The following is a 22,320-nucleotide window of genomic DNA, read 5'->3' on the forward strand; positions in this document are numbered from 1 at the left end:
TCCAGGCCTGTCAGCTGAGCTGTTCCAGTGACCAGCGGGGAAAGGCCCGGATCAGGGTGTGTTGTTCGGGGTCTTTGTGCTGCAAGCGCATGGCTCCGGCAACCGCAATCATTGCCCCGTTATCGGTGCAATATTTCAATGAAGGGAAATAAGTTTTAAAGTGATGTTTCCGACCCATGGCATTCAGTTGTTGGCGCAAGGATGTGTTGGCACTCACGCCACCTGAAATCACCAGTGAAGTATGGCCGGTTTGCTTGATGCCCCGCAGGCATTTTTTACTGAGGGTGTCGATCACTGCCAGTTGAAAACAAGCCGCGATATCGGCTTTTAATTGATCGCGGTCAGGATCATCCTGATGCTGTTCCCAGGTCACCCGGGTGTGGGTTTTTAACCCTGAAAAACTGAATGCCAGTCCTGGCCGGTTCATCATTGGGCGGGGAAATTGAAAGCGTGTGGCGTCGCCTTTTTCAGCCAGTTCAGCGATGTATCGACCACCCGGATAAGGCAGTCCCAATAACTTGGCAGTTTTATCAAAAGCCTCGCCAGCGGCATCATCCAGGGTGTCTCCAAGAATGGTGTAATCCCCGAGTCCCTGCACATCGACCAGTAAAGTATGCCCACCGGAAACCAGGAGACACAAAAAAGGAAATGCCGGCTGATCGGCTTCCAGCAGTGGCGCCATCAGGTGCCCTTCCATGTGGTGTACCTCAACCGCAGGTAGGTCCAGGGCCCAGGCCAGTGACTTACCCACACAGGAACCCACCAGCAAAGCACCAACCAGGCCAGGACCAGCGGTATAGGCCACGCCGTCCAGGTCGCTGAGACTCAGGCCGGCTTCTTCGCAGGTTTGCCTGATCAATGGAACGATCTTACGCACATGATCACGTGACGCCAGTTCCGGTACCACTCCGCCATACTGTGCATGTAACTCAATCTGGCTGTACAGCTGGTCTGCAATCAAACCTTGCTCGGTGTCATAAATGGCAATCCCGGTTTCGTCGCAGGAAGATTCGATGCCCAGAATTCTCATCGCACCTGCCAGTGAGTGACCACCTTTTCCAGGTCGGGTCGTTGGCGGTCAAGTGGTTGTTCATCACTGCTACCAATGTACAGATAACCAGCTATGAACTCATCTTCGCTTAAGCCAATGGCCTGGCAAGCAGTTTCATCCAGACAAGACCAACCGGTGATCCATTGACTGGCGTAGCCAAGCGCACCGGCTGCGATGTTGATGTGCTGACAAACGGCACCAGCTGATAACAGCTGTTCTTCTTTGGGGGTTTTGTGCTCCACTGGAGAAGCTATCACCGCAATCACCAGCGGTGCCCTCATGAAGCAATCTTTTTCGATCTCAACCTGAATGCCCATCATTGTTTCTTTTCTGGCCTTTACCTCAGCCAACAACTCGCCATACTGTCGCCGGGCTTCACCTTGCAACACCAAAAAGCGCCAGGGTTCCAGTTTACGGTGGTCAGGCACGCGGGTGGCAATGGTGAGAATGGTTTCGAGTTCGGTGGTTGAAGGTCCTGGTTCCTGTAGGTTTTTAACCAGCACAGAACGGCGGTTAAGCATGAAATCAATGACTGATGGATGTGGGCTCATGACAGAAGAAGGCTCATCGAATAAAGCCACATTATAAAGTAATCCCGGCGAATTCTGTAGTCAGTAGGTGGCTTACTCTTCGGTTTCGATGTCGTGCAATTCTACGTTTCCCTGAGGCAGGTCATATCGGTAATTTATGACGAAATCTTCCAGGTCGCGTTTCAGTTGATGAGCACTGACCCGGGTGGCTGTCATGTGTTCGATCTGACCATCAGGGCCGATAACCACCTGTGCATTGGCATAGACCTTAACTGAAGGATCGACATGTCCCCTGAGGTGGGTGCCAGTGAATGTGAGTCCATTGCGCCAGAGTGTTCGTTTCAGCCTTGCCTGTGCCGGATTGTGTCTGGCTTCCAGCGAGATCAGCAATTCTTCAGCAACCAGTAGCTGATCATCGGTTAATTGATTCATCGCAGCGGCTTTGAGTTGTTGAACCTTTTCCTCGCGATTGATTTTTTCCGCATTAACCAGGTATAACCAGGCGAGGGCATCTATGTAATTGTTCTGTTGCATGTGCAAGAGTGCCACGAAAAACCGCGCATGTTCATTGCCAAATTCAGAGGATTTGATGAAACTTTTAATGGCCGCGTCAGGAAAGCCATCCCGTTCATGATCTAGGCCTCTGGTCAGGTGCAACTCATCAGGTGGGATCACCTGACCCCTGGAATTGAATTGTACCGACTCGCCGGCCAGGGCAGCGTTCATGCCCAGAATCAAAATAAGAATATGTAGTTTCGACATGAACCGGCCCTTGAAATTGTGATGGAAAGCACAATGATGTTATGAAAAGTTGGCTGAATATAAGCTGAATAATGGCCGAGATCCAAGATTTGAAGATGATCAGAATCATGGATTATGCTATCATGAAAACCTTCTGTGCAACCAATCAGCAAGCCAATGACAAGCCAAACCTGTACCTGTCAGTGTGGTCAAACCCAATTCACTGTGAGTGGACAACCCAAACTCAGGATGCTCTGTCATTGCACCATTTGCCAACAATTCAATCAGGCACCTTTTGCTGATGTGGTGGTCTTCAAAACTGCGCAGGTCAGTGTGCCGGACAAATCATCCATTGATTTCAAAACCTATAAACCACCGCCCAATGTCAACCGGGGTGTGTGCCAGCACTGTCAGCAACCGGTCATTGAGTTCTTCGATATGCCATTGATGCCTAAACTGACCATGGTTCCGGCGGCCATGTTTGCAGTGCAGCAGTCTTTGCCCAAACCCAGTGCCCACATGTTCTATGAAAAACGCCTGACCGATGCCGATGATCAACTCCCCAAAAAACAAGGTTTTCTGCGCAGTCAACTGGCGTTTTTTAAATACCTTTGGTTTGGTCACTGAAACGCATTGCCACAAAAGTGCTTCAGTTTGATGGTGGGGATGGCTTAAAATGTCAGGTTTTTTGCCGGTTTGTCATGCGTAATTCAGTTTTGTTGATGATTGTGATCAGTGCTTTTAGTGCCACTTCGGCTTCCGCCCAGGTATATAAATGGGTCGATGAACACGGCGTAACCCATTACTCACAAACCAAGCCTGCTGCAGATGCTCAGGAAATCAAGGTCAAAGGAATGAAATCCGAAAAAGACCGCGATTCCTACGCAAACAGCAATGTCGTGACTTATGGGACTACCTCACCCTCTACCATCGATGTTGATTGTGAAAAGGCAGTCAGAAACAGTTCTCAACTGATGGTTGAGGAGCTCAAAGCCAGCTCCAGTGGAAACAACAATCCGTTTGTGGATGTATTAACAGATCCCAAGTTCATCATTGACACCATTGCCGAATGTAACCGTGAGGTGCAGGACCCTGCCAAAGCGGCCATCTGGTTGTGTCAGCAAAACGCCACCACGGCCAAAGCAGTGGAGTTGTGCGAACGCTGACAATTATCTGGTTGTTTGGCTCAGGCCGATCAGACCTGTGTATAATTACAACCTGTTGAAACAATAGGAACAGGTCAAAATGTTGTCAGATCGGGAAAAGGAAGTCATCAAGCTCAGCACGGAAGCGGTGCGAAAGTCAGCAGGGCCTGATACCTTTCAGGTGACTGAATTTGAGCAGTTCAATCACCTGGATCATAATTTTTATCAAAAATGGACCGAACAGGCCAGCGCCTGGGATTTTCAGTGGCTGGTTGACATCGAGTCCCCCACCATCAATGCCCGCGAGGGCGTTCGCACCGCGATCAGGGTGTTGATTGATGCCAACCGTGAACACAGCTGTGCGATCTGGCATTTTAAACCAAAATGGCATGTCCGGTTACTCAGTGTGCTGTTTCGCATGGGGCCACTGAAGGTGGCTGAGTGCGAAACCCTGTTCAATGATGACACCTGTGTGGTGACCACCCTAGCCAGGGATCAGGGAGATCTTTTTCATCCACCTGAGATCATAACCCATGCCGTGAAGGCCAAATCTTTTGAGGAGCTTTATGAGTTGCACAGATTGCACGTCACTGAGCACCTGAGTGGACAGTCAGACCGTGCGATCAAGCCGATCAACAGCCTGGAAGATGTGTTCAGCATGCAGGCATTGATGGACCTGCAAAAAAAACGGCATCTGCATAACAATCATTTTCTGGCCATCGAACAGTTGCCCAAAAGCATCCAACATGATCCGGACAAAAGGGCCGCGGCCTTGGCTTTTGCCAAACAGTTATACAGTGAGAAGACCTCGGTCTCCAGCCCCGATGAAGCGGTTGTTCAAACTCCTTTGGAGCACACCACCATAGCCACTTCAGTGAATGATTCTGCGTTGTCTTCGGTGATCAGTCAATTGGGATTGAGTGATTCTGATGTGATCCGGACCGTCATTGATCAACACCCTCAACCCGCCTGGGTGCTGGCATCCGCAGCCAACCGGATGATGCAGGATTGGCAGCAGCTGCACCGCAGCCTGCGTGACCGGTATGTCCCGGTGATTACGCCATTATTTGTTCAGGGCGATGACCTGGCTGAGCGGGTAGCAAATCTGGAATTGTTGAGTCGGTACAACTATGAAGTAGAAATGGAGATGAGCGATGACTGCGGCTTCATGACTGCGGATCCCCAGGCGGTACTGGCCGCCAGTGAGCAAGTCGATCATCAGCAGGCTGTCAACAAGCTGCTGCGGGAACAGTTGACGCTTGACAAAGCAGAGCTTCAGGAGGAGATTGGTTACGCCCTGGAAGGGCTGCTCACTGAGTTGGGTGATGCGCCGGATGCTGATAACTGTCGCAACATGGTTCATGATGGCCGGATCAAACACAGCGGTGCCTGGCAAGGTTGGGTGTTGAATTGGGTGTTGAAGCATCACCGGGAAGCTGCCATGCGGTTCAGCAAAACTGATTTGTCGACAGATTACCGGGTCACCAGTCCTGACAAGTTTCCAGCATCAACAGCTGGAGATATGGCCATTGTGTTGTTGCCGGTGAAACACGCCTGGCAGGTCCCGGCGCTGATCCACAGTGAGGTGGTTGAAACCATGGGTTCAGCGGCATTTTGTGCACTGGCCAGACATTGGCAGGAGCGGCATCAGGCGATCATCATCGGGATCGACAATTGCACCATAGAATGGCATGTGGGCAAACCGCCCAAAACCCTCAAAGAGGCTTTGCAACTGGCCATCTTGCATGACGCCCTGGCGCCCAGTATGCTGGGTCAACCCGGCATTGATGTGTGGCAATACGCCTTGAGTCTGTTGGGTCGTAAGCGCTGGTGTCTGTGGGAAAGTCCCTGTTGATTTTGTCCGGTCAATATTCGGTTTTATCGGCTTTGGCTGCCCAGGCCTGAAACACCGCGATGGCTGCATCTGAGCCCAACTGTTCAAAAGGAATCTGGCGGTTGTGGATCGGCGCATCAATTTCATCGTAGATAAACTGATCATCAAAAGCGATCCCGGCCGCATCATGCCGGTCGCAGCCGTAATACACTTTTTCAGGACGGGCCCAATAGATCGCGCCCAGACACATCGGGCAGGGTTCGCAGGAGGTGTATATCACACAACCTTCGAGCTGAAAGCTGCCGAGCTTTTCACAGGCCAGGCGGATGGCAGTGACTTCCGCATGAGCGGTTGGGTCATTGGTGGAGGTGACTTTATTCCATCCTTCGGCGATGATTTGATTGTCTTTCACCACGATGGCACCAAATGGTCCGCCGGCGCCGCTGTCCATTCCTGATTTGGCCAGGTCAATGGCCCGTTGCATGAAATCCTGATGTGTCATTGTCAATTCAGTTATCGATGGCTGCCCATTGTAATCTGCTGTTAAAAATAAAACCAGCGTTGGCTGATGCCCCAATACAGCGAGGTGGAAATGAGCGCCATCCACAGCAACAGCACCCCTTCAACTGTGTCAGTAAAACGTTGCCTGCACAGCAGCCACAAAACGAAGCCCATCATGTAGTACCGTTGTTCAACCAGTGGCATCATCACCACCGACATGGGCAATGCCAGCCAAAGTGCTCTGAATTCCGGGCGGCGCATCGGGCAACTGATCAGTGCCAGGGTACAGAAAAACAGCAGCACATAACTGATCAATAACCAACCCCAATGTGTCACCAGGGTATTGAGGGTCAGATTTCTGAGGAACATGTTCAGTTGCGTTCCATTGAATGGGTGACTGACCTCAAAGGTATTCAGATAAAGGGGCATGCCGGCGAGAAACACCAGCCACAACCACCGGGAGGTAATGAACAATCGCCAGGTTTCGTTGCTTTGCCGGACCACCAGCGGCATGAATATCACGGCCGCCATCAAGAGCATGAAATATCCATTGGTCAGGTTCAGGCTCACCCGGTGATGGCTTTTATCGCCCAGTGCCACGCTGTCATTGAAGACAAAAAAACCGGCAAATAACAACATCACAACCACCCCAGGAAGCATCACTTTTACAGCCCTGAAGGCATCCGTTTGCTGCGTGTAGCAACGGTAGCCAGCCCACAGGGTCAATAGCCCCAGCCAGATCAGACTGGGCTGCCTGACCCAGGTGGCCAGCGCACCCGTCAGTGCGCCTGTAATGAACCGTTTCTGGTACATCAACCAGGCACAGAGCAACAAACAACTCAACGCGGGAAGGTCGGTATAAACCAAAGGTAAATAAGGAAAAATCACCGGCAAAAACAACAGTTGTCCAGCCAGTTTCCAATCAAAAAGGATGTTGCCTGCAGACACCACTCGAATCAGCAACAGCACCCATAAGCCAGCAAACATCGCGCTGATCAGCCGATAGTCAAGAAGGTCACTGATCGGCAGCCATTGGCCCAACCAGGCGTACAGCTGATGTAAGTAGATGAATGTGGTGATGTTGGGCAGGTGTGTCGGGTCGCCGTTGGCCAGGCGTTTGATCTGCTCCAAATGGAACTGTTCATCCACCACTGCGAAATCCGGTAGTGCCAGCCATAAACAGGCGACTGCACCAATCAGCAACAACAAAAATTTATACAATCCGGACGACATCTCTTCCCAGGTGGTCAGTGAGCAGATTATAAATCAACCGGCCTGGTGCTTCATTGACTTTCTTTGCGCTGTTTGATCAGTGTCCAACCTCCAGATGATGCAACCACCCAAAGTCCACCCCATCAGAATACAATGTATACTGATGGGGTTTGATTGCCCGCATTCAATCGGTTGATTCGCGGTGCAATTGTTTGGTCACTTTCAGTGGAGAACCGGTGTTTCTCGCCATCAGGCTGTAAGCCACAGGCAGTGCATAAAGGGTAAACAAGGTGGCGGCAATCACCCCAAACAGGATCACAGTACCAATCACAATGCGAGTTTCGGCACCTGCACCGGAGGCCAGCAACAAAGGGATGGACCCGGCTATGGTGGTCAGGCCAGTCATCACAATGGGCCTGAACCTGACTTTGGCCGCGGTCATGGTGGCACGGGTGAAGCGGTAGTCCATGTCGCGCAACTGGTTGGCAAATTCAACTATCAAGATACCATTTTTGGTGGCCAGACCAATCAGTATGATCAGGCCAATTTGGGAATAAATGTTGATTGAGCCGCCCATCAGCCACAGACCGAATAAACCGCCGCCCATGGCCAGTGGTACGGTCAGCATGATCACCCAGGGGTGAACATAACTCTCGAACTGAGCAGCCAGCACCAGGAACACCACGATCAGGCCGAGGATGAAGACGAACATGATGGAACTGCCTGACTCCATGAAGTCACGGCTTTGTCCTTTGTAATCAGTGATGGCATAGTCAGGTAAATGTTCATCCACCAAAAATTCCAGGTGGCTGAGTGCTTCGCCCAATGAAAAGCCTTCGGCGAGATTGGCTTCAAGCGTAATGGAGCGGATCCGGTTGTAGCGTGACAGGTTATCAGCTGCACCATATTCTTTGATGCTGATGAAATTCGATAACGGTATGAGCTCGCCTGAACGTTGTGAGCGAACATAGATGTTTTCAATGTCAGTGAAGTTCATCTGTTGACTGCGCTCGCCTTCCAGAATCACATCATATTCTTCACCGTTTTCGATGAAGGTGGTTACATTCCGCCCGGAGAGCATGGTTTGCAGGGTACGACCAATCTCATTGACCCGAACTCCTAGGTCTGCTGCGGCGTCATAATCGATGATGAAATCGATTTGCGGGCGGGTTTCTTTGAAACCGCTGTCCAGGCCATTGAAGCCCGGGTTGTTTTGGTTGATGCGGTCAAACAGAATGTCACGCCACTCAGTGAGCTCCTCATAACTGGCCCCACCCAGAACAAACTGAATCGGTTTGCCAGTCCCGCCACCCAGTCCCTGGCGCATGACTGGAAATGCGCGCACACCGGGCAGATCAGACAATTCTTTTCTGACCTCATCCATCACTGTGAATGCCGACCGGCGTTGACCCCAGGTGTCCATCAGGGCGATGATGATACCGCTGTTGAATGACTCGATGCTGCCAAACGAACGAGGAGAGCGCACCAACAGGCGTTTAAGTTCGCCGCTATCGACGTATTTCATCATCCGTTGTTCAATTTCAGTCATGTACTCTTCCATGTATTCAAAAGTGGCGCCTTCCGGTCCATTGACGCTGACAAAAAATGCACCCCGGTCTTCTTTCGGAGAGAATTCCTGGTCGATTTTTGGATAAATGAACAAAGTGCCTGCCAGCAATGCGATGAAGCCAATCACCGTGATCAGCGGCTTGCGCATGGTGTAACCCAATGAAATCAGGTAGCGTTTTCGAACGCCACCAATCAGGCGGTTGGTGGTGCGCAACAAACGACCTGGATTTTCATTTGGCTTCAACAGTTTGGAAGCCAGCATCGGGGATAGCGTCAGGGCCACCAGAGATGAAAATGACACGGCGGCGGCAATGGTCAGGGAGAATTCAGTGAACAAACGGCCGATGTCACCATCGAGGAAGGTGATTGGTACAAACACGGCAATGAGCACCAGTGTGGTGGCGACCACTGCGAAAGCCACCTGACGGGCGCCACGATAGGCTGCCACCAATGGGGTTTCGCCTTTTTCCTGCATGCGCCTGACAATGTTTTCCAGCATCACAATGGCATCATCCACCACCAATCCGATGGCCAGTACCAGGGCCAGCAAGGTAAGCAGGTTGATGGAAAACCCCAGTGCATTGACAACAATGAAGGTGGCAATGATCGAGACCGGAACTGTGACCGCCGGTATCAGCATGGCCCGGACATTACCCAGGAATAAAAAGATCACCAATACCACAAAGCCAATGGCCACAAACAACGTAAAATACACTTCTTTAATGGCTTCCTCAATGAATACCGAAGCATCGTAACTTTGTTCGATGGACATGCCTTCGGGCAGATCCTGATTGAGTTTTTTGGTCAGTTTTTTGACCGCCCTGGCCACGTCAATGGTGTTGGCGTTGGATTGTTTTATCACACCAATGCCGACCATGGGTATGCCGTTACCGCGGAAAATGGTGCGGTCTTCTTCCAGCCCCATCTCAACGCGTGCGACGTCTCCCAAACGAACCAGGTAGCCATTTTCGCCCTCGGCCAACACCAGTTTGGCGAAGTCTTCAGGTTGATTGAAATTTCGCGAGACCCTGGCTTTGAATAAACGTTGTTCAGATTCCAGACTGCCTGCCGGTAATTCGATGTTTTCCGCCCGCAGGGCCTGTTCAATGTCAGCCACGCTCAGGTTTCTGGCGGCCAGTGACATGCGATCCACCCAGATGCGCATGGCGTAACGCAAACCACCGCCTACCCGGACCCGTGCGACGCCATCGAGGGTGGAATACTGATCCACCAGATAACGTTCTGCATAGTCAGTGATTTCTGGAACTGACAGTTCGCTGGAGGCCAGGTTTTGCCAAATCACCACATCATTACTGCTGTCGGCTTTTTGAACCTCAGGCGGCTCAGCTTCCTCAGGCAGGTTGTCCTGAACCCCGGCGATGCGATCGCGTACGTCATTGGCTGCCGAATCAATGTCACGGTTGATGTTAAACTCAATGGTGACATTGGACTCACCGTCTGAAGAAGAAGATTCGATGAACTCGATGCCCTCAATGCCAGAGATGCGTTCTTCGATGATTTCAGTGACGCGGGTTTCCACGACATTGGCCGGAGCGCCCGGATAATTCACCTCCACGGTAACCACTGGCGGATCAATGTCCGGATACTCCCTCAGCGACAGGCGGTCGAAGGCCACCAGTCCAAAGGCAATCAGTAAAAGCGAGATGACCGAGGCAAAAACCGGCCTTTTGACCGAGACATCTGAAAGCACCATGGGTTAGGTCTCCTGCTGGTTTTTATTCTGCCGCTGGGCCAGCAGTTCTGACAATGTTTCTTCACCGCGCTTGATGGCAATGACTTCAACCTGGCTGCCATTCTGAATGCGTAAATTGCCATGAATGACCACTTGGTCGCCCGCATCTAGGCCGCTGAGTATTTCCAGTTTGCCATCATAGCGGCTGCCGGTTTTGATGCTGACCTGTTGAGCGGTTGAATCAGTCGGGTTGATCACAAACACCGATTGATTGGTGCCAGATGAGGTCACCGCTCCTTCGGGTATCAACAGTGATTCACGTTGTTGGGTGAGCAATTTGATGCGCATCAGGATGCCGGGTTTAAGTAACTGTTCTGGATTATCAATCAGGGCGCGTACCTGGACAGCGCGGGTGTTGGGGTTGATGCGGCTGTCAATGCTGCTGATGGTGCCATTGAACATTTTGCCGGGAAAGGCCTGGGATTGAGCGGTGATTTCCAGACCGGCCATGAGGTAGGACAGGTGCTTTTCAGGCACGGAAAAATCCATTTTCATGGTGGTGTCATCATCCAGTGTGGCCAATTCATTGCCAGGCTGAGCCAGGGCGCCCACACTGATGTTTTTTAATCCAACCACACCATCAAATGGAGCCGTGATCCGGCGTTTGTTGATTTGTGAATTGATGCCTTCTATGCGTGCTTCGGAAACGCTGACCAAGGATTGTTGGGTGTCCAGCGCGCTCTTGGATGCGGTGTTTTGTCTGGCCAGTGGTTGTAATCTTTTGACCTGCCGTTGAGCCTCTGCCAACCGGGCTTGTTCTTCAGCCAACAGGGCCAGTTCGTCTGAGGTGTCCATGGTGATCAACAAGTCTCCCTGGCGGACCCGTTGTCCATCAGTGAAGTGAATGTCGGTCACCAATTCAGTGACTGTAGAGGTGATGGTCACACTCTCATTGGCGCGCAGTGTCCCCAATGCTTCCACCACACTGGCATGATTTTCGATATTGGCAGTAGAGGTAATCACTGGCACAGCTTCACTTTGAGCGCTGGTCCAGTTGGCATTGAACAGCAATGTCATCAGGAGAATTCTGGCTTTCATATTGATCAGCTTATTTAGAAAAAACTTAATTATAGTTTTGATGGATCGATAAGGTGTGAATTTACGGTTACTTTATGTATGCAAATTTTCGATAAGCTTGATGCAAAAAACCGAATGCACCACATCTGGTACCCTGCGATGGGTGGTTAACCAATTGACACGCAGGGCTGTCAGTGCAACTGGCAGAATGAAGTTCAACAATCACTGTTTTTTGCTATACTGATGTCCAATCAAAACAAGTGGGACACTATGACAACAACGGTGGGCTTTGTAAAAGAGCGTAAAGACGGTGAGTCGCGGGTGGCACTGGTGCCGGAAACCGCAGAGAAAATTCTCAAATTGGGATGGCAGGTTTTGTTTGAGCCTGATGCCGGTGAAGCAGCTGGTTTTCCCAATGATGCATACCCGGATATGTGTCAAATGGCGAAAAAACGAGAAGACGTGTTTCATGCTGCCGACATTCTGGTGGGAGTTGATGCGCTCAATGAGGATGATTTGGCTGCGCTGAAAAATGATGCAGTGGTGGTGGGTATGGTTTCACCATATCAACAACAGCAACGCTTTGAAACAGCCGCCGGTAAGAACATCACCGTGTTCTCCATGGAATTGATTCCCCGTACCACCCGGGCTCAGGCCATGGATGTGTTGTCCTCTCAGGCCTCAGTGGCTGGTTACAAAGCGGTACTGATGGCGGCCAGTGAAGCCCCCAGATTTTTCCCGATGCTGACCACTGCCGCTGGTACCATCAGGCCCGCATCGGTGCTGGTCATTGGCGCTGGTGTGGCTGGTTTGCAGGCCATGGCTACTGCCCGCCGCCTGGGCGCCAATGTCACCGGTTATGACGTCCGGCCTGAAACCGTGGAACAGGTCAAATCACTGGGTGCCAAATTCCTTGATCTGGGGGTTGAAGCGGTGGGAGAGGGTGGCTATGCCCGCGCCCTTACCGACGAAGAAAAACAAACCCAGCAGGAAAATCTGGCCAAACACCTGACCTCAGTGGACGTGCTGATCACCACAGCTGCCGTACCAGGCAGACCGGCACCGCGGATCATCACCACCCAGATGGTGAATGACATGAAGCCGGGCAGTGTGATTGTGGATCTGGGGGCCGAAGGTGGTGGAAACTGTGAGCCCACCGAAGCGGGGGTCACCAAGCTGGTTAACAACGTCAAAGTAATTGGCCCGAAAAACCTCTCGGCCACGGTGCCATTACATGCCAGCGAAATGTATTCTCGCAATGTCTGGAACCTGTTGAACCTGATGCATGAAGAAGGCCGGTTTGCGATCAATTGGGAAGACGATATTTTGGCCGGTTGTGCCGTAACCAAAGCCGGTGCCGTGGTTCATCCTGCGGTGACTGGTGAACAAGCAGGAGACAAATCATGATTGACGGTTTTATTGCACTGTACATTTTTGCCCTGGCAGCAATTCTGGGATTTGAAATCATCAGAAAAGTGCCTGTGGTTTTACACACGCCATTGATGTCTGGGTCCAATTTTATTCATGGTATTGTGCTGGTGGGCGCCATGATTGCGCTGGGTCACGCTGATACCACACTGGAAAAAGTGTTTGGTTTCATTGCGGTCTTTTTGGGCGCAGGTAATGCAGCCGGAGGTTATGTGGTGACTGAGCGGATGTTGGAAATGTTCAAGCCCCGGGCCAAAAAAACAGACAATGATGGAGAAGGCTCATGATGGAATTCATTCAGGAATACTTGCCAACGCTGATCAAGGCTTCCTATTTTCTGGCAGCCATTTTGTTCATCACTGGCCTGCGCCGCATGAGTGCTCCGGGTACTGCCCGTGGTGGTATAGTCTGGGCTGGTGTTGGTATGTTGATCGCTACCATCGCCACCTTTCTGCTGCCTGATATGCATAACATGGTGTTGATCCTGGCGGCACTGGTTTCATCCACAGTCCTGGCCTGGATCAGTGGCAAAAAAGTGGCCATGACCGACATGCCGCAAATGGTGGCTTTGTACAATGGCATGGGTGGTGGCTCGGCCGCTTTCATTGGCGCCATGGCGCTGTTCAATGCAGTGGATCACCTCGGTGGTTGTCAGGCCGGTACCATCATTGATACACCGACCACACATGATTGCCTGTCTGGTGTCAGTATGATATTCGCCATCGTCGGTGTTTACATTGGTGCCATCTCCTTAAGTGGTTCGTTGGTCGCCTTTGGCAAATTACAGGGTTGGATTGATAAACGCTTTACCTTTCCTGGACAGAATTTCTTCAATGGTTTGGTTGGAGTAGGTACTTTGGCTTTGGGCCTGTACCTGACCCAGGACTTAAATCCTGATTACATTTGGATTTTCTTTGGCTTGTCCTTGCTTTTGGGTTTGTTGATGACTTTACCCATTGGTGGTGCCGATATGCCTGTGGTGATTTCTTTGTACAATGCGTTCACTGGTTTGGCAGTTTCATTCGAGGGTTTTGTGCTGCAAAACGAGGCGATGATCATCGCTGGTATGTTGGTGGGTGCCGCCGGTACCATGCTCACCCAGCATATGGCCAAGGCCATGAACCGCTCTCTTGGCTCGGTGTTATTTGGTTCAATGGGTGGCTCAGGTGGCTCGGCCATTGACGGTGAAATGAAAGAGATTGAAGCCCAGGACGCAGCCATTCAAATGGCCTTTGCTGACCGGGTGATTGTGATCCCCGGCTATGGCCTGGCAGTCGCTCAGGCACAGCATAAACTATGGGAAATGACGCAAATCCTGCTGGACAGGGGCGTGGATGTGAAATTTGCCATTCATCCGGTGGCCGGCAGGATGCCCGGACACATGAATGTGTTGTTGGCAGAAGCCGGTGTGCCTTATGATTTGATTGAAGACATGGAAGACATCAATTCACAATTTTCACAAACCGATGTGGCGCTGGTGATCGGCGCCAATGACGTGGTCAATCCGGTGGCTAAAACTGATCCGCAAAGTCCGATTTATGGCATGCCGGTGCTGAATGTGGATGAAGCAAAAAATTCCATCGTTATCAAACGGGGCAAAGGCACCGGTTTTGCCGGTATCCAGAATGCCCTGTTCTTCGCCGAGAACAACAAGATGCTCTACGGCGATGCCCAGGATGCCATTGCCCGCCTGATTCAGGGTTTGAAAGCTTTATAAGCCACACGATAACTGGATGTTTCTGCCCCGGATGTCTATGGCACCGGGGTTTTTGTTTGCAAAATGGTAAAGCACTGTTGTGATCTGCGGTATATTTTTATCGGATTGTATCGGATTGAACCGGATTTGATTTACTACAACGGTTTTGATTGAAGTCCATGTGAATGGCTTTAGCCCAGATTAAATTCAATGCGAAACACGTGCTGGCCATTGATGTAGTGGTAATTCAGCTCGGCGTGGTTGTCATGGCACAGTTGACGACAAATGTGTAATCCCAGTCCCGTCCCCCGGTTGTGGGTGGTGAAAAAGGGTTCGAACAAATTGCGGATTTTTTTCTCGTCAAATGCGTCACCCTGGTTTTTGAAGTCCAAAACCTGTCCGTGAACCACCATTTGCAGTTCCGCAGATTCACCATGTTTGATGGCATTGGATGCGAGGTTCCAGGCGATTTGTTTGAAGTGTTCAGGATCAAAATTAATCACTGTGTCTCTGGGTACTATGATCTGTACGCGTTGTGGGTCAACCCCGAGTTCATCTACCAGTTGTTGTTTGGCTTCAGCCAGTTGATCCATCAGCATCAGATCCTGGGGGTTGGCGGTTTTTCGCCGTGACATCTGCAGGATGTCTTCGATGATGTGGTTGGCCCGGGTGGTTTGATTGACAATGATTTCACTGATGTCTTTGTCCTGGCCTTGCAGGTCTGGTGATTCAACCAGCAGTTCAGCGGCGGTTTTGATGGCGGCCAGCGGGTTTCTGATTTCGTGGGCAATGGAGCTGGACATTTTGCCAAGGGATGCCAGATTGAGTTGTTGCGCGGCTTTTTTCAGGTAACTGGAATCTTCTATAAACAACACCCCAAAACTTTTTTCTTCAGTCACCGATGCTTTGCGAAGATACAGGTCCATGCCATGATCAGTATGGTATACCATCCCATCATTGTTACTCAGTAAAAAACCCAGGATCTCTTCGGGAAAGAAAATGATGTCTTCCATATCCAGCAGTTTTTTGGCTGATTGATTGGCATGCAGGATCACGTGGTCTTGCTGATAGATGATCACCCCATTGGTCAGTTTTTCGATGATGATCTGATTCATGTTTTCCAGCCCGCTGATGGTTTGCCGCTGATTCTTATACATGTTCAGGGTGCTGGTGTAGGAGATGGATTGCCTGATACCGATCAGGGCAATGACAAAATAGCCCAGTAAATGCAGCAGTTTGCTGGATTGAGTGACATTGACAGCGGGTCCAAAATCAATCCAAACCGGCATCAACCACAACAGTGCTGAAGCCGTTAAGGGTGCCAGCATGATGTTCAATGGCTTTCTGAACAACACAGCGGCTGAACCGATGGCCAGTATCGGCAGAGTGGCCAGACCCTGGGAGAAGCCGTTGGTGGCATATGCCAGATAGATCATCACCAGTAAATCAATGAACAGAATCAGTTTACTGGCGCTGATGGCGTGTACTTGTTTGCTGAGGTAGGTCATCACCATGATGAGGATGGAGCCTGCCAGATACAGGTTGATGACAAAAGTCAGGTACAGGTGGTGCCGTTCTGGCTGAAACATGTCCTGCAATTGTTGGGTGTTGATCAACAGAAAGAAAAACAGACTGATGAACAACCGGAACAGGTTCAGGTAGCGCAGGTTGCGTTTTTCCAGCTGATACAATTGTTCCTGGTCGTTGTTGCGGATCATGGGCCCTTCAGTCGTTCACCTGGTTGTAGCTCAGTACACTGCTTTTTATTTGAGTGCTCCAGTATTGTTGGCCCTCTTTGCCGATGACATCGATCTTCAGTCGCCGATCGGTGCGCGGGCCTGAAAAGCTGAAGCGACAATAATTGTGTTCATTAACCAGCGAGCCCTTGACCAGACGTGGATTGTCCAGATCGCCACCGGATTTACTTGAATGGGTGCCGGCGGTCAGCGGTGAGCAGGTCATTTCATAAAGTGGATAGGCCCCTTCACGATTGGCACGCAGCATCTCTGTGTGATGTTTGTCGCCGCTGAGAAACATCACCCCGGTGATTTTTTGCTCATGCAGCCACTGTATAAAAGGATCGCGTTCATGACGGTATTTGTCCCAGCCTTCATAGGCATGATGGTCATTGAGCATTTGTCCGCCGCCCACAATGATCTTGAATGGAGCATATGAAGCCAACAGGCTGTTTTTCAGCCAATCCAACTGAGCCTGGCCATAGTAAATCTTGTCTGGCCCGTCGATCATGTTTTCATGTGATTTGTTGAAACGATTGTCCATCAAAAAGAAGTCAATGTCATTGTGGCTGACTTTGGTGAACACCCCTTGTTGTTCAGGCATGCCATAACTTGGGTTGGCCCAGAACCGTTTGAAAATCTCCAAAGCCTGATGTTTGTAGATGAACTCCCGGCCGGAATTGTTGGGCCCGAAATCATGATCATCCCAAGTGCCGTAATTGGCAAACTTGTGCAGCACAGCCTGTTGGTGGGGACGACTGCGGTCACGCAACACCCGGTAGATCAGGTTCTGTTCCATGGTGTAATCAACTTCACGGTAATACCAGTTGTCACCAATCCACAGCATCACATCGGCATCTTCTGTGGCCATTTGCTGAAAAATCTCATGATCACTGCCATATGGGCGGCCGGGACGGTCATACACTTTTTCATTTTCAAAACTACAGGAACCGGCCAGAACTGAAAAATCTGGTGGGTCAAAGCGCCATTGCCACAATTGTTGGGTGGTCAGTTGATAGGTGGGTTGATCAGTTTCTGCCACCCCATTGACGGCCAAACGGTATTCATAGGTGGTGCCTGGTTCCAGATCATTAAGCCGGAAAGTGTGGGTGTTACCATAATCACTGTCCACTGATTCTGTGCGTTGGCGCACCGCTTGTGGATCGTTTTTGGGCCAGTAGCTGATGGTGACCGACCCGGATTCGGGAGAAACCAGCCAGATATTGGCACCTTTCAGGCCCACATGGCCCAGCATGGGTCCGGCAGGAATGGTTTTGGCCAGCAGTAACTGGCTGCAGAGCATTAGGGACAAGATGATTGTGTTCTTCATGATTTTGTATGACAGTTTTTAACGGAATCTTCACAAAACACTTTTACCATACGCCTTCATGTGAGAAAATACGAAGTGGATTTTTTCAGAGAGGCTTAAATTTAGCGGCAATTTCATCAAACGTTCGTTTCAATTCGAGGGTTTGTTTTGCGTCTATATAAAGTCATTATGTTTATTTAAATAGGTTTTTGCAATGAGAAATATGAAACAAGTAAAATGGATGGTTGCGGTCCTCATGATCGCAGTTTTACCATGGGGTGTTACATTGGCTCAGGAAACGTCTGCCTCGATCAACGGAACCATCGTTGATTCGTCAGGTAATGTGTTGTCCGGTGCCACGGTAATCGTAACCCACGAGCCCACCGGACAGGTTAAAACCCTGACCACCAATGACGCCGGTCGATATTCTGCCCGTGGTTTGCGGGTTGGTGGCCCTTATAAAATTGAAGTCAGAAACGGTGGCTACTCAGATGCTGAAGAGGGCAATATTTTCATCAAACTGGGTGAAGACAGAGCCATTGATGCCGTATTGGTGGCTGATGCCATCAGTCTGGATACCGTGACTGCTGTGGGCGTTGCACCGGTTTCTGCTACGTTTGATCCGGACAACATGGGTACTGGTTCAAGTATCTCTGAAGATCAGATCACCAACCTGCCAACTGTTGACCGTAACATTCAGGATTACGTACGTCTGGATTCACGGGTTAACATCCGCAGCTTCGGTGAAGGCATCTCTGTTTCTGGTGTGAACAACCGTTTCAACAACATCTCGATTGATGGTGTGGGTATCGGCGACCCGTTCGGTCTGGAAGCCGGTGGTTCACCTGGTCTGTCTCAACCATTCTCATTGGACACCATTCAGGAGCTGAACGTACAGTTGTCTCCTTATGATGTAACCTTGTCTAACTTCACTGGCGCCAACATCAACGCGATCACCAAATCCGGTACCAACGAGTTTTCAGGTCGTGCAGCGGTTTATTACTCAAGTGAAGACCTGCAACGTGATGATTCCAGTGACTTTACCCGTGAAGTCTACTCACTGAGCGCTGGTGGTCCGATCATCAAAGACAAACTGTTTTTCTTCCTCGCTTATGAAAAAGAAGAGCAAACCCGTCTGGCACCAACCACCAATGTAGATCCTGATTTGGTACAGCAAATCGCTGACATTTCTCAAAACGTTTGGGGCTTTGATGCAGGTGATTTCAATCCGCCAAGAGATGCCGTGACCGAAGAAGAGTCTATCGTGGTTAAATTGGATTGGAACATCAATGAAAATCACCGGGCTTCTTTCAAATACCAAAACAACGAAGATTCACAACCCATTTTTGCCGGTATTGGCGGTGGCGAAGCTTCTTTGAGCTCACATTGGTACACCAATGATTTTGAAAACAAATCATACAACCTGAACCTGTACAGTGACTGGACAGCAAACTTCTCGACTGAGCTGCGCATTTCTAACTCTGAGTTTGACAAAGTACCAGGCTTGAATGCCCGTTTGCCACAAGTTGAAATTGAAGTGGGTAATGGACAATCAGTCTTTTTGGGAACTGAATTATTCCGTCATGCCAATGAGTTGAATGTGGCTACTGACAACATCTACCTGGAAGGTAACTACTTCATGGGTGACCATGATCTGACCTTCGGTGTTGACTGGAGAGAGCAAGACATCAACAACGTTTTTGTGTTTGCTTCATTGGGTGAATACGTATTTGAAAGCATCGATGATTATGCCAATGGCATCCACGATTTCTATCAGTTGCGCATCGGTTCAGATCCTGCCAACCCATTGCCTGCAGCTGACTGGTCCTGGGAAAACCTGGGCCTGTTCATTCAGGACAAGTGGACCGTTAATGATCGCCTGACTCTGGTATACGGTTTGCGTTTTGATAAACCTGACACTGGTGACAAGCCACGTTTCAATCAGGATTTCTTTGATGCCTATGGTTTTGCCAACAATGGTGTGGTTTCAGAAGGTACCATTCAACCACGCATCGGCTTTAACTATGACATGTCTGATGAGCGCATGATGCAACTGCGTGGTGGTGTGGGAATCTTCACCGGCGGTACACCAAACGTCTGGTTGTCTAATTCATTCACCAACACCGGTGGAGATGTGGCTGTATACCGTGACTTTGGTACCCCAGGTATTTTCACTCCGGATCCAGACAATCAGCCGATCTTTACTGGCTCTTCAACTCAGGACGTAGACGTTCTGGACCCAGACTTTAAAATCCCAACTGTGCTGAAATCCAACATTGCTGTGGATGCAGAACTGCCTTGGTTTGGTCTGATCGGTTCTGTTGAGCTGGAATACATCAAAGCTCAGGATGCCATTCACTATCAACACCTGAACCTGGGTGCACCTACCGGTACCTTTGCTGATGGTCGTTTGTCTTACCTGTGTGATCCGAATGACTTTTCAAACACCCGTGGTGATGCGCGTTGTAACGCCAACAGCGACTTCAATGACGTGTTGTACCTGACCAACACCTCCAAAGGTGAAACCAAACGTGCCACCGTGTCTCTGGAATTGCCACAGACTGAGCACTGGTATGCCAAAGCATCTTACACCTACACAGATGCGACTGAAGTGTCAGCTGGTACCTCTTCACGAGCCATTTCAAACTGGAACAACACCCCTGCGTTTAACGTCAATGAGCCATTGGCGGCCACTTCAGCGTATGAAGTTGAAAATGCATTTGTGTTCTTCACCAACTACCAAAACATGTTCTTTGGTGATAACTACACCAACATTGGTTTGGTTTGGGTATCTCAAGACGGTGAGCCGTTCTCTTACACTTACCGCACCGACGTGAATGGTGATGGCATCCGTGACAATGACTTGTTCTACGTCCCCATGCCTAATGAGTACGTGTTGGCTGACCCAAGTGAAGCCGCTGACTTCGAAGCCTTCCTGCAATCATCAGGTTTGGCTCAGTACCGCGGTCAGATTGCACCTCGTAACGCTTTCAAAGCGCCACGCATCAACACTGTGGATCTGAACATTTCTCAGGAACTGCCTGCCTGGGGTCCTGTCCGTGCCACCCTGTTCCTGAACATCAAGAACCTGGGTAACCTGCTGGACAGCGACTGGGGTCAGGTTGTCACTGCTGGCTTTGATGGCGACGACGTGGCCAACATGATCAGCATTGATGACAACGGAGTGCAAACCATCGACTGGAATGGCCCAACCCGTTTCAGCACCAATCGTGTGGCCTCTCAGTGGCGTGCACAAGTTGGTTTCCGTTTAGACTGGTAAACCAAGCAAGACAACGTCTTGATAAAAGGGTGGCCAATAGGTCACCCTTTTTTTTGTCTCTGGCGTTAAAATATTTGCTTATTTAGCATGGAATGATCTCTATGGGACTGTTTGACCTGATTGCCATTTTGTTGACTCTGGCAGCATTATTTGCGTACCTCAATCATCGCTTTGTCGGTTTGCCCAATGGCATCGGCATCATGCTGATTGGCTTGCTGATGTCACTCGGCCTGGTGTTGATGAATAAACTGGGCTGGATCAATACCGATTACTTTGAGACTTTATTGGCGCAGGTAGACTTTGATGAAGCTGTGATGAACGGCATGTTGAGTTTTCTGCTTTTTGCCGGGGCGTTACACGTTAACATCAACCGCCTGGCAGCCATGAAGGATACCATCGCTGTGTTGGCCACCATTGGGGTGATCATGTCATCGGTGATCATCGGTGTGGTGAGCTTTTATGTGTTCGCTTTATTTGGCATCGACATACCCTTTATCTATTGTCTGGTGTTTGGGGTATTGATCTCTCCCACAGATCCCATTGCGGTGATGGGTATATTAAAGAAAGTGGGCGCACCAAAATCAATTGAAGTGAAAATCACTGGTGAGTCTCTCTTCAATGATGGCGTTGCTGTGGTGTTGTTCGTTGCCGTCGTCGGGGTTGCTACTGGCCAGTCCGAACCATCTTTGTCTGCAGTGGGTTTGTTGTTTTTGCAGGAAGCAGTTGGGGGTGCGGTATTTGGTTTGATGCTGGGTTATGGTGGTTATTGGATGCTCAAGTCGATTGATAATTATCAGGTCGAAGTGCTGATCACCATCGCCATGGTCACCGGTGGGTATGCGCTGGCTCAGCACTTGCACCTGTCTGGGCCAATCGCCATTGTCATTGCGGGCCTGATGATGGGTAACCGCGGCCGGTTGCTGGCGATGAGCGATGTCACACGTGAACGTCTGGATCATTTCTGGGAATTACTGGATGAAGTGCTCAATGCGGTGTTGTTTTTACTGATTGGGATGGAAGTTCTGTTGATACAGTTCCTGCCAAGTTATCTGTACAGTGCTTTACTCATCATTCCATTGGTGGTGCTGGCCCGATTCATCAGTGTGGGCCTGCCAGTAACCTTGTTACGGGCCAGAAACACTTATTCACCGCATGCCATCAAAATCCTTACCTGGGGTGGTTTACGTGGTGGTATTTCCGTAGCCTTGGTGCTGTCTTTGCCGGCAGGGCCTTATCGCGAACCTTTGATTGCAGCCACTTATGCAGTGGTATTGTTCAGTATTCTGGTACAGGGATTGACTGTTGGTCGGGTGGCACGGATGGCAAATGAGGATGGAACTGCAAAATAATCAAAATCGCTGTGGTTTAGGTGTTGCAAAAACAAAAATATATAGTAGAATATGCCATCTTGATGATGCGGGGTGGAGCAGTCTGGCAGCTCGTCGGGCTCATAACCCGAAGGTCGTAGGTTCAAATCCTGCCCCCGCAACCAATTTGATTGATCGTATTATCAGGCTC

General features: G+C 50.1%; 17 protein-coding genes and 1 tRNA gene. 9 read left to right on the forward strand and 9 right to left on the reverse strand.

The window, feature by feature from the left end; all coding sequences use genetic code 11:
• Positions 1-10: 10 nt before the first annotated feature.
• From tsaD to B0475_RS05490, 3 genes are all read right to left on the reverse strand, one after another.
• Positions 11-1,030, reverse strand: coding sequence for a tRNA (adenosine(37)-N6)-threonylcarbamoyltransferase complex transferase subunit TsaD (tsaD, locus tag B0475_RS05480; protein WP_077410760.1), 1,020 nt, complete (start codon positions 1,028-1,030; stop codon positions 11-13).
• On the reverse strand, positions 1,027-1,602 hold the full coding sequence (locus B0475_RS05485; protein ID WP_077410761.1) for a nitroreductase family protein: 576 nt from the start codon (positions 1,600-1,602) through the stop codon (positions 1,027-1,029). Before B0475_RS05485 ends, tsaD begins: the two co-directional genes overlap by 4 nt.
• A gap of 72 nt (positions 1,603-1,674) precedes the next feature.
• A complete protein-coding gene (locus B0475_RS05490; RefSeq protein ID WP_157892728.1) occupies positions 1,675-2,343 on the reverse strand; it encodes a hypothetical protein in 669 nt (222 codons plus the stop codon).
• 156 nt (positions 2,344-2,499) lie between these two features.
• Between B0475_RS05490 and B0475_RS05495 the strand changes: the two genes are divergently transcribed.
• The 3 genes from B0475_RS05495 (at position 2,500) to B0475_RS05505 (ending at position 5,322) form a co-directional block, all read left to right on the forward strand.
• Entirely contained in the window at positions 2,500-2,949 is a 450-nt protein-coding gene (locus B0475_RS05495; RefSeq protein ID WP_077410763.1) for a GFA family protein, read from the forward strand.
• A gap of 74 nt (positions 2,950-3,023) precedes the next feature.
• A complete protein-coding gene (locus tag B0475_RS05500) occupies positions 3,024-3,488 on the forward strand; it encodes a DUF4124 domain-containing protein (protein ID WP_157892729.1) in 465 nt (154 codons plus the stop codon).
• 79 nt (positions 3,489-3,567) lie between these two features.
• Positions 3,568-5,322: a DUF4253 domain-containing protein gene (locus B0475_RS05505; protein WP_077410765.1), complete on the forward strand. Its 1,755-nt coding sequence runs from the start codon at positions 3,568-3,570 to the stop codon at positions 5,320-5,322.
• 10 nt (positions 5,323-5,332) lie between these two features.
• Here the strand turns inward: B0475_RS05505 and B0475_RS05510 are convergent, their stop codons facing one another.
• The 4 genes from B0475_RS05510 to B0475_RS05525 form a co-directional block, all read right to left on the reverse strand.
• A complete protein-coding gene (locus B0475_RS05510) occupies positions 5,333-5,803 on the reverse strand; it encodes a nucleoside deaminase (protein ID WP_077410766.1) in 471 nt (156 codons plus the stop codon).
• A 41-nt stretch (positions 5,804-5,844) separates the two neighbouring features.
• The gene (locus B0475_RS05515; protein WP_077410767.1) at positions 5,845-7,035 is read right to left on the reverse strand and encodes a hypothetical protein; all 1,191 of its coding nucleotides are present in this window, start codon (positions 7,033-7,035) and stop codon (positions 5,845-5,847) included.
• Positions 7,036-7,198: 163 nt separating this feature from the next.
• Positions 7,199-10,297: an efflux RND transporter permease subunit gene (locus B0475_RS05520; RefSeq protein WP_077410768.1), complete on the reverse strand. Its 3,099-nt coding sequence runs from the start codon at positions 10,295-10,297 to the stop codon at positions 7,199-7,201.
• A 3-nt stretch (positions 10,298-10,300) separates the two neighbouring features.
• Positions 10,301-11,374: an efflux RND transporter periplasmic adaptor subunit gene (locus B0475_RS05525; protein WP_077410769.1), complete on the reverse strand. Its 1,074-nt coding sequence runs from the start codon at positions 11,372-11,374 to the stop codon at positions 10,301-10,303.
• A 249-nt stretch (positions 11,375-11,623) separates the two neighbouring features.
• Here B0475_RS05525 and B0475_RS05530 point away from each other — a divergent pair, with 249 nt between their 5' ends.
• Genes B0475_RS05530 through B0475_RS05540 form a run of 3 tightly spaced genes read left to right on the forward strand, consistent with a single transcriptional unit; the run spans position 11,624 to position 14,498 of the window.
• Positions 11,624-12,760, forward strand: a complete 1,137-nt coding sequence (locus B0475_RS05530) for a Re/Si-specific NAD(P)(+) transhydrogenase subunit alpha (RefSeq protein WP_077410930.1) — start codon at positions 11,624-11,626, stop codon at positions 12,758-12,760.
• The gene (locus B0475_RS05535; protein ID WP_077410770.1) at positions 12,757-13,068 is read left to right on the forward strand and encodes an NAD(P) transhydrogenase subunit alpha; all 312 of its coding nucleotides are present in this window, start codon (positions 12,757-12,759) and stop codon (positions 13,066-13,068) included. Before B0475_RS05530 ends, B0475_RS05535 begins: the two co-directional genes overlap by 4 nt.
• On the forward strand, positions 13,065-14,498 hold the full coding sequence (locus B0475_RS05540; protein WP_077410771.1) for an NAD(P)(+) transhydrogenase (Re/Si-specific) subunit beta: 1,434 nt from the start codon (positions 13,065-13,067) through the stop codon (positions 14,496-14,498). The genes B0475_RS05535 and B0475_RS05540 overlap by 4 nt, the downstream gene beginning before the upstream one ends.
• A 170-nt stretch (positions 14,499-14,668) precedes the next feature.
• On the opposite strand, the gene B0475_RS05545 is transcribed toward B0475_RS05540, so the two are convergent.
• Both B0475_RS05545 and B0475_RS05550 read right to left on the reverse strand, forming a co-directional pair.
• The gene (locus tag B0475_RS05545; RefSeq protein WP_077410772.1) at positions 14,669-16,195 is read right to left on the reverse strand and encodes a histidine kinase dimerization/phospho-acceptor domain-containing protein; all 1,527 of its coding nucleotides are present in this window, start codon (positions 16,193-16,195) and stop codon (positions 14,669-14,671) included.
• 7 nt (positions 16,196-16,202) lie between these two features.
• Positions 16,203-17,543: an alkaline phosphatase D family protein gene (locus B0475_RS05550; RefSeq protein WP_077410773.1), complete on the reverse strand. Its 1,341-nt coding sequence runs from the start codon at positions 17,541-17,543 to the stop codon at positions 16,203-16,205.
• A gap of 202 nt (positions 17,544-17,745) precedes the next feature.
• Here B0475_RS05550 and B0475_RS05555 point away from each other — a divergent pair, with 202 nt between their 5' ends.
• From B0475_RS05555 to B0475_RS05565, 3 genes are all read left to right on the forward strand, one after another.
• On the forward strand, positions 17,746-20,802 hold the full coding sequence (locus tag B0475_RS05555; protein ID WP_198538139.1) for a TonB-dependent receptor: 3,057 nt from the start codon (positions 17,746-17,748) through the stop codon (positions 20,800-20,802).
• A gap of 101 nt (positions 20,803-20,903) precedes the next feature.
• Positions 20,904-22,151, forward strand: coding sequence for a cation:proton antiporter (locus B0475_RS05560; RefSeq protein ID WP_077410775.1), 1,248 nt, complete (start codon positions 20,904-20,906; stop codon positions 22,149-22,151).
• A gap of 66 nt (positions 22,152-22,217) precedes the next feature.
• Positions 22,218-22,294: transfer RNA gene (locus B0475_RS05565), tRNA-Met, on the forward strand.
• Positions 22,295-22,320 lie beyond the last annotated feature (26 nt).

The sequence above is a fragment of the Marinicella sediminis genome, assembly GCF_002000055.1.
GTDB lineage: Bacteria > Pseudomonadota > Gammaproteobacteria > Xanthomonadales > Marinicellaceae > Marinicella > Marinicella sediminis.

Coding starts and splice junctions, on each gene's coding strand:
- tsaD (WP_077410760.1), bottom strand. CDS start 1,030: ATGAGAATTCTGGGCATCGAATCTTCCTGCGACGAAACCGGGATTGCC.
- B0475_RS05485 (WP_077410761.1), bottom strand. CDS start 1,602: ATGAGCCCACATCCATCAGTCATTGATTTCATGCTTAACCGCCGTTCT.
- B0475_RS05555 (WP_198538139.1), top strand. CDS start 17,746: ATGAAACAAGTAAAATGGATGGTTGCGGTCCTCATGATCGCAGTTTTA.
- B0475_RS05535 (WP_077410770.1), top strand. CDS start 12,757: ATGATTGACGGTTTTATTGCACTGTACATTTTTGCCCTGGCAGCAATT.
- B0475_RS05500 (WP_157892729.1), top strand. CDS start 3,024: ATGCGTAATTCAGTTTTGTTGATGATTGTGATCAGTGCTTTTAGTGCC.
- B0475_RS05520 (WP_077410768.1), bottom strand. CDS start 10,297: ATGGTGCTTTCAGATGTCTCGGTCAAAAGGCCGGTTTTTGCCTCGGTC.
- B0475_RS05495 (WP_077410763.1), top strand. CDS start 2,500: ATGACAAGCCAAACCTGTACCTGTCAGTGTGGTCAAACCCAATTCACT.
- B0475_RS05515 (WP_077410767.1), bottom strand. CDS start 7,035: ATGTCGTCCGGATTGTATAAATTTTTGTTGTTGCTGATTGGTGCAGTC.
- B0475_RS05490 (WP_157892728.1), bottom strand. CDS start 2,343: ATGTCGAAACTACATATTCTTATTTTGATTCTGGGCATGAACGCTGCC.
- B0475_RS05545 (WP_077410772.1), bottom strand. CDS start 16,195: ATGATCCGCAACAACGACCAGGAACAATTGTATCAGCTGGAAAAACGC.
- B0475_RS05505 (WP_077410765.1), top strand. CDS start 3,568: ATGTTGTCAGATCGGGAAAAGGAAGTCATCAAGCTCAGCACGGAAGCG.
- B0475_RS05530 (WP_077410930.1), top strand. CDS start 11,624: ATGACAACAACGGTGGGCTTTGTAAAAGAGCGTAAAGACGGTGAGTCG.
- B0475_RS05560 (WP_077410775.1), top strand. CDS start 20,904: ATGGGACTGTTTGACCTGATTGCCATTTTGTTGACTCTGGCAGCATTA.
- B0475_RS05550 (WP_077410773.1), bottom strand. CDS start 17,543: ATGAAGAACACAATCATCTTGTCCCTAATGCTCTGCAGCCAGTTACTG.
- B0475_RS05540 (WP_077410771.1), top strand. CDS start 13,065: ATGATGGAATTCATTCAGGAATACTTGCCAACGCTGATCAAGGCTTCC.
- B0475_RS05510 (WP_077410766.1), bottom strand. CDS start 5,803: ATGACACATCAGGATTTCATGCAACGGGCCATTGACCTGGCCAAATCA.
- B0475_RS05525 (WP_077410769.1), bottom strand. CDS start 11,374: ATGAAAGCCAGAATTCTCCTGATGACATTGCTGTTCAATGCCAACTGG.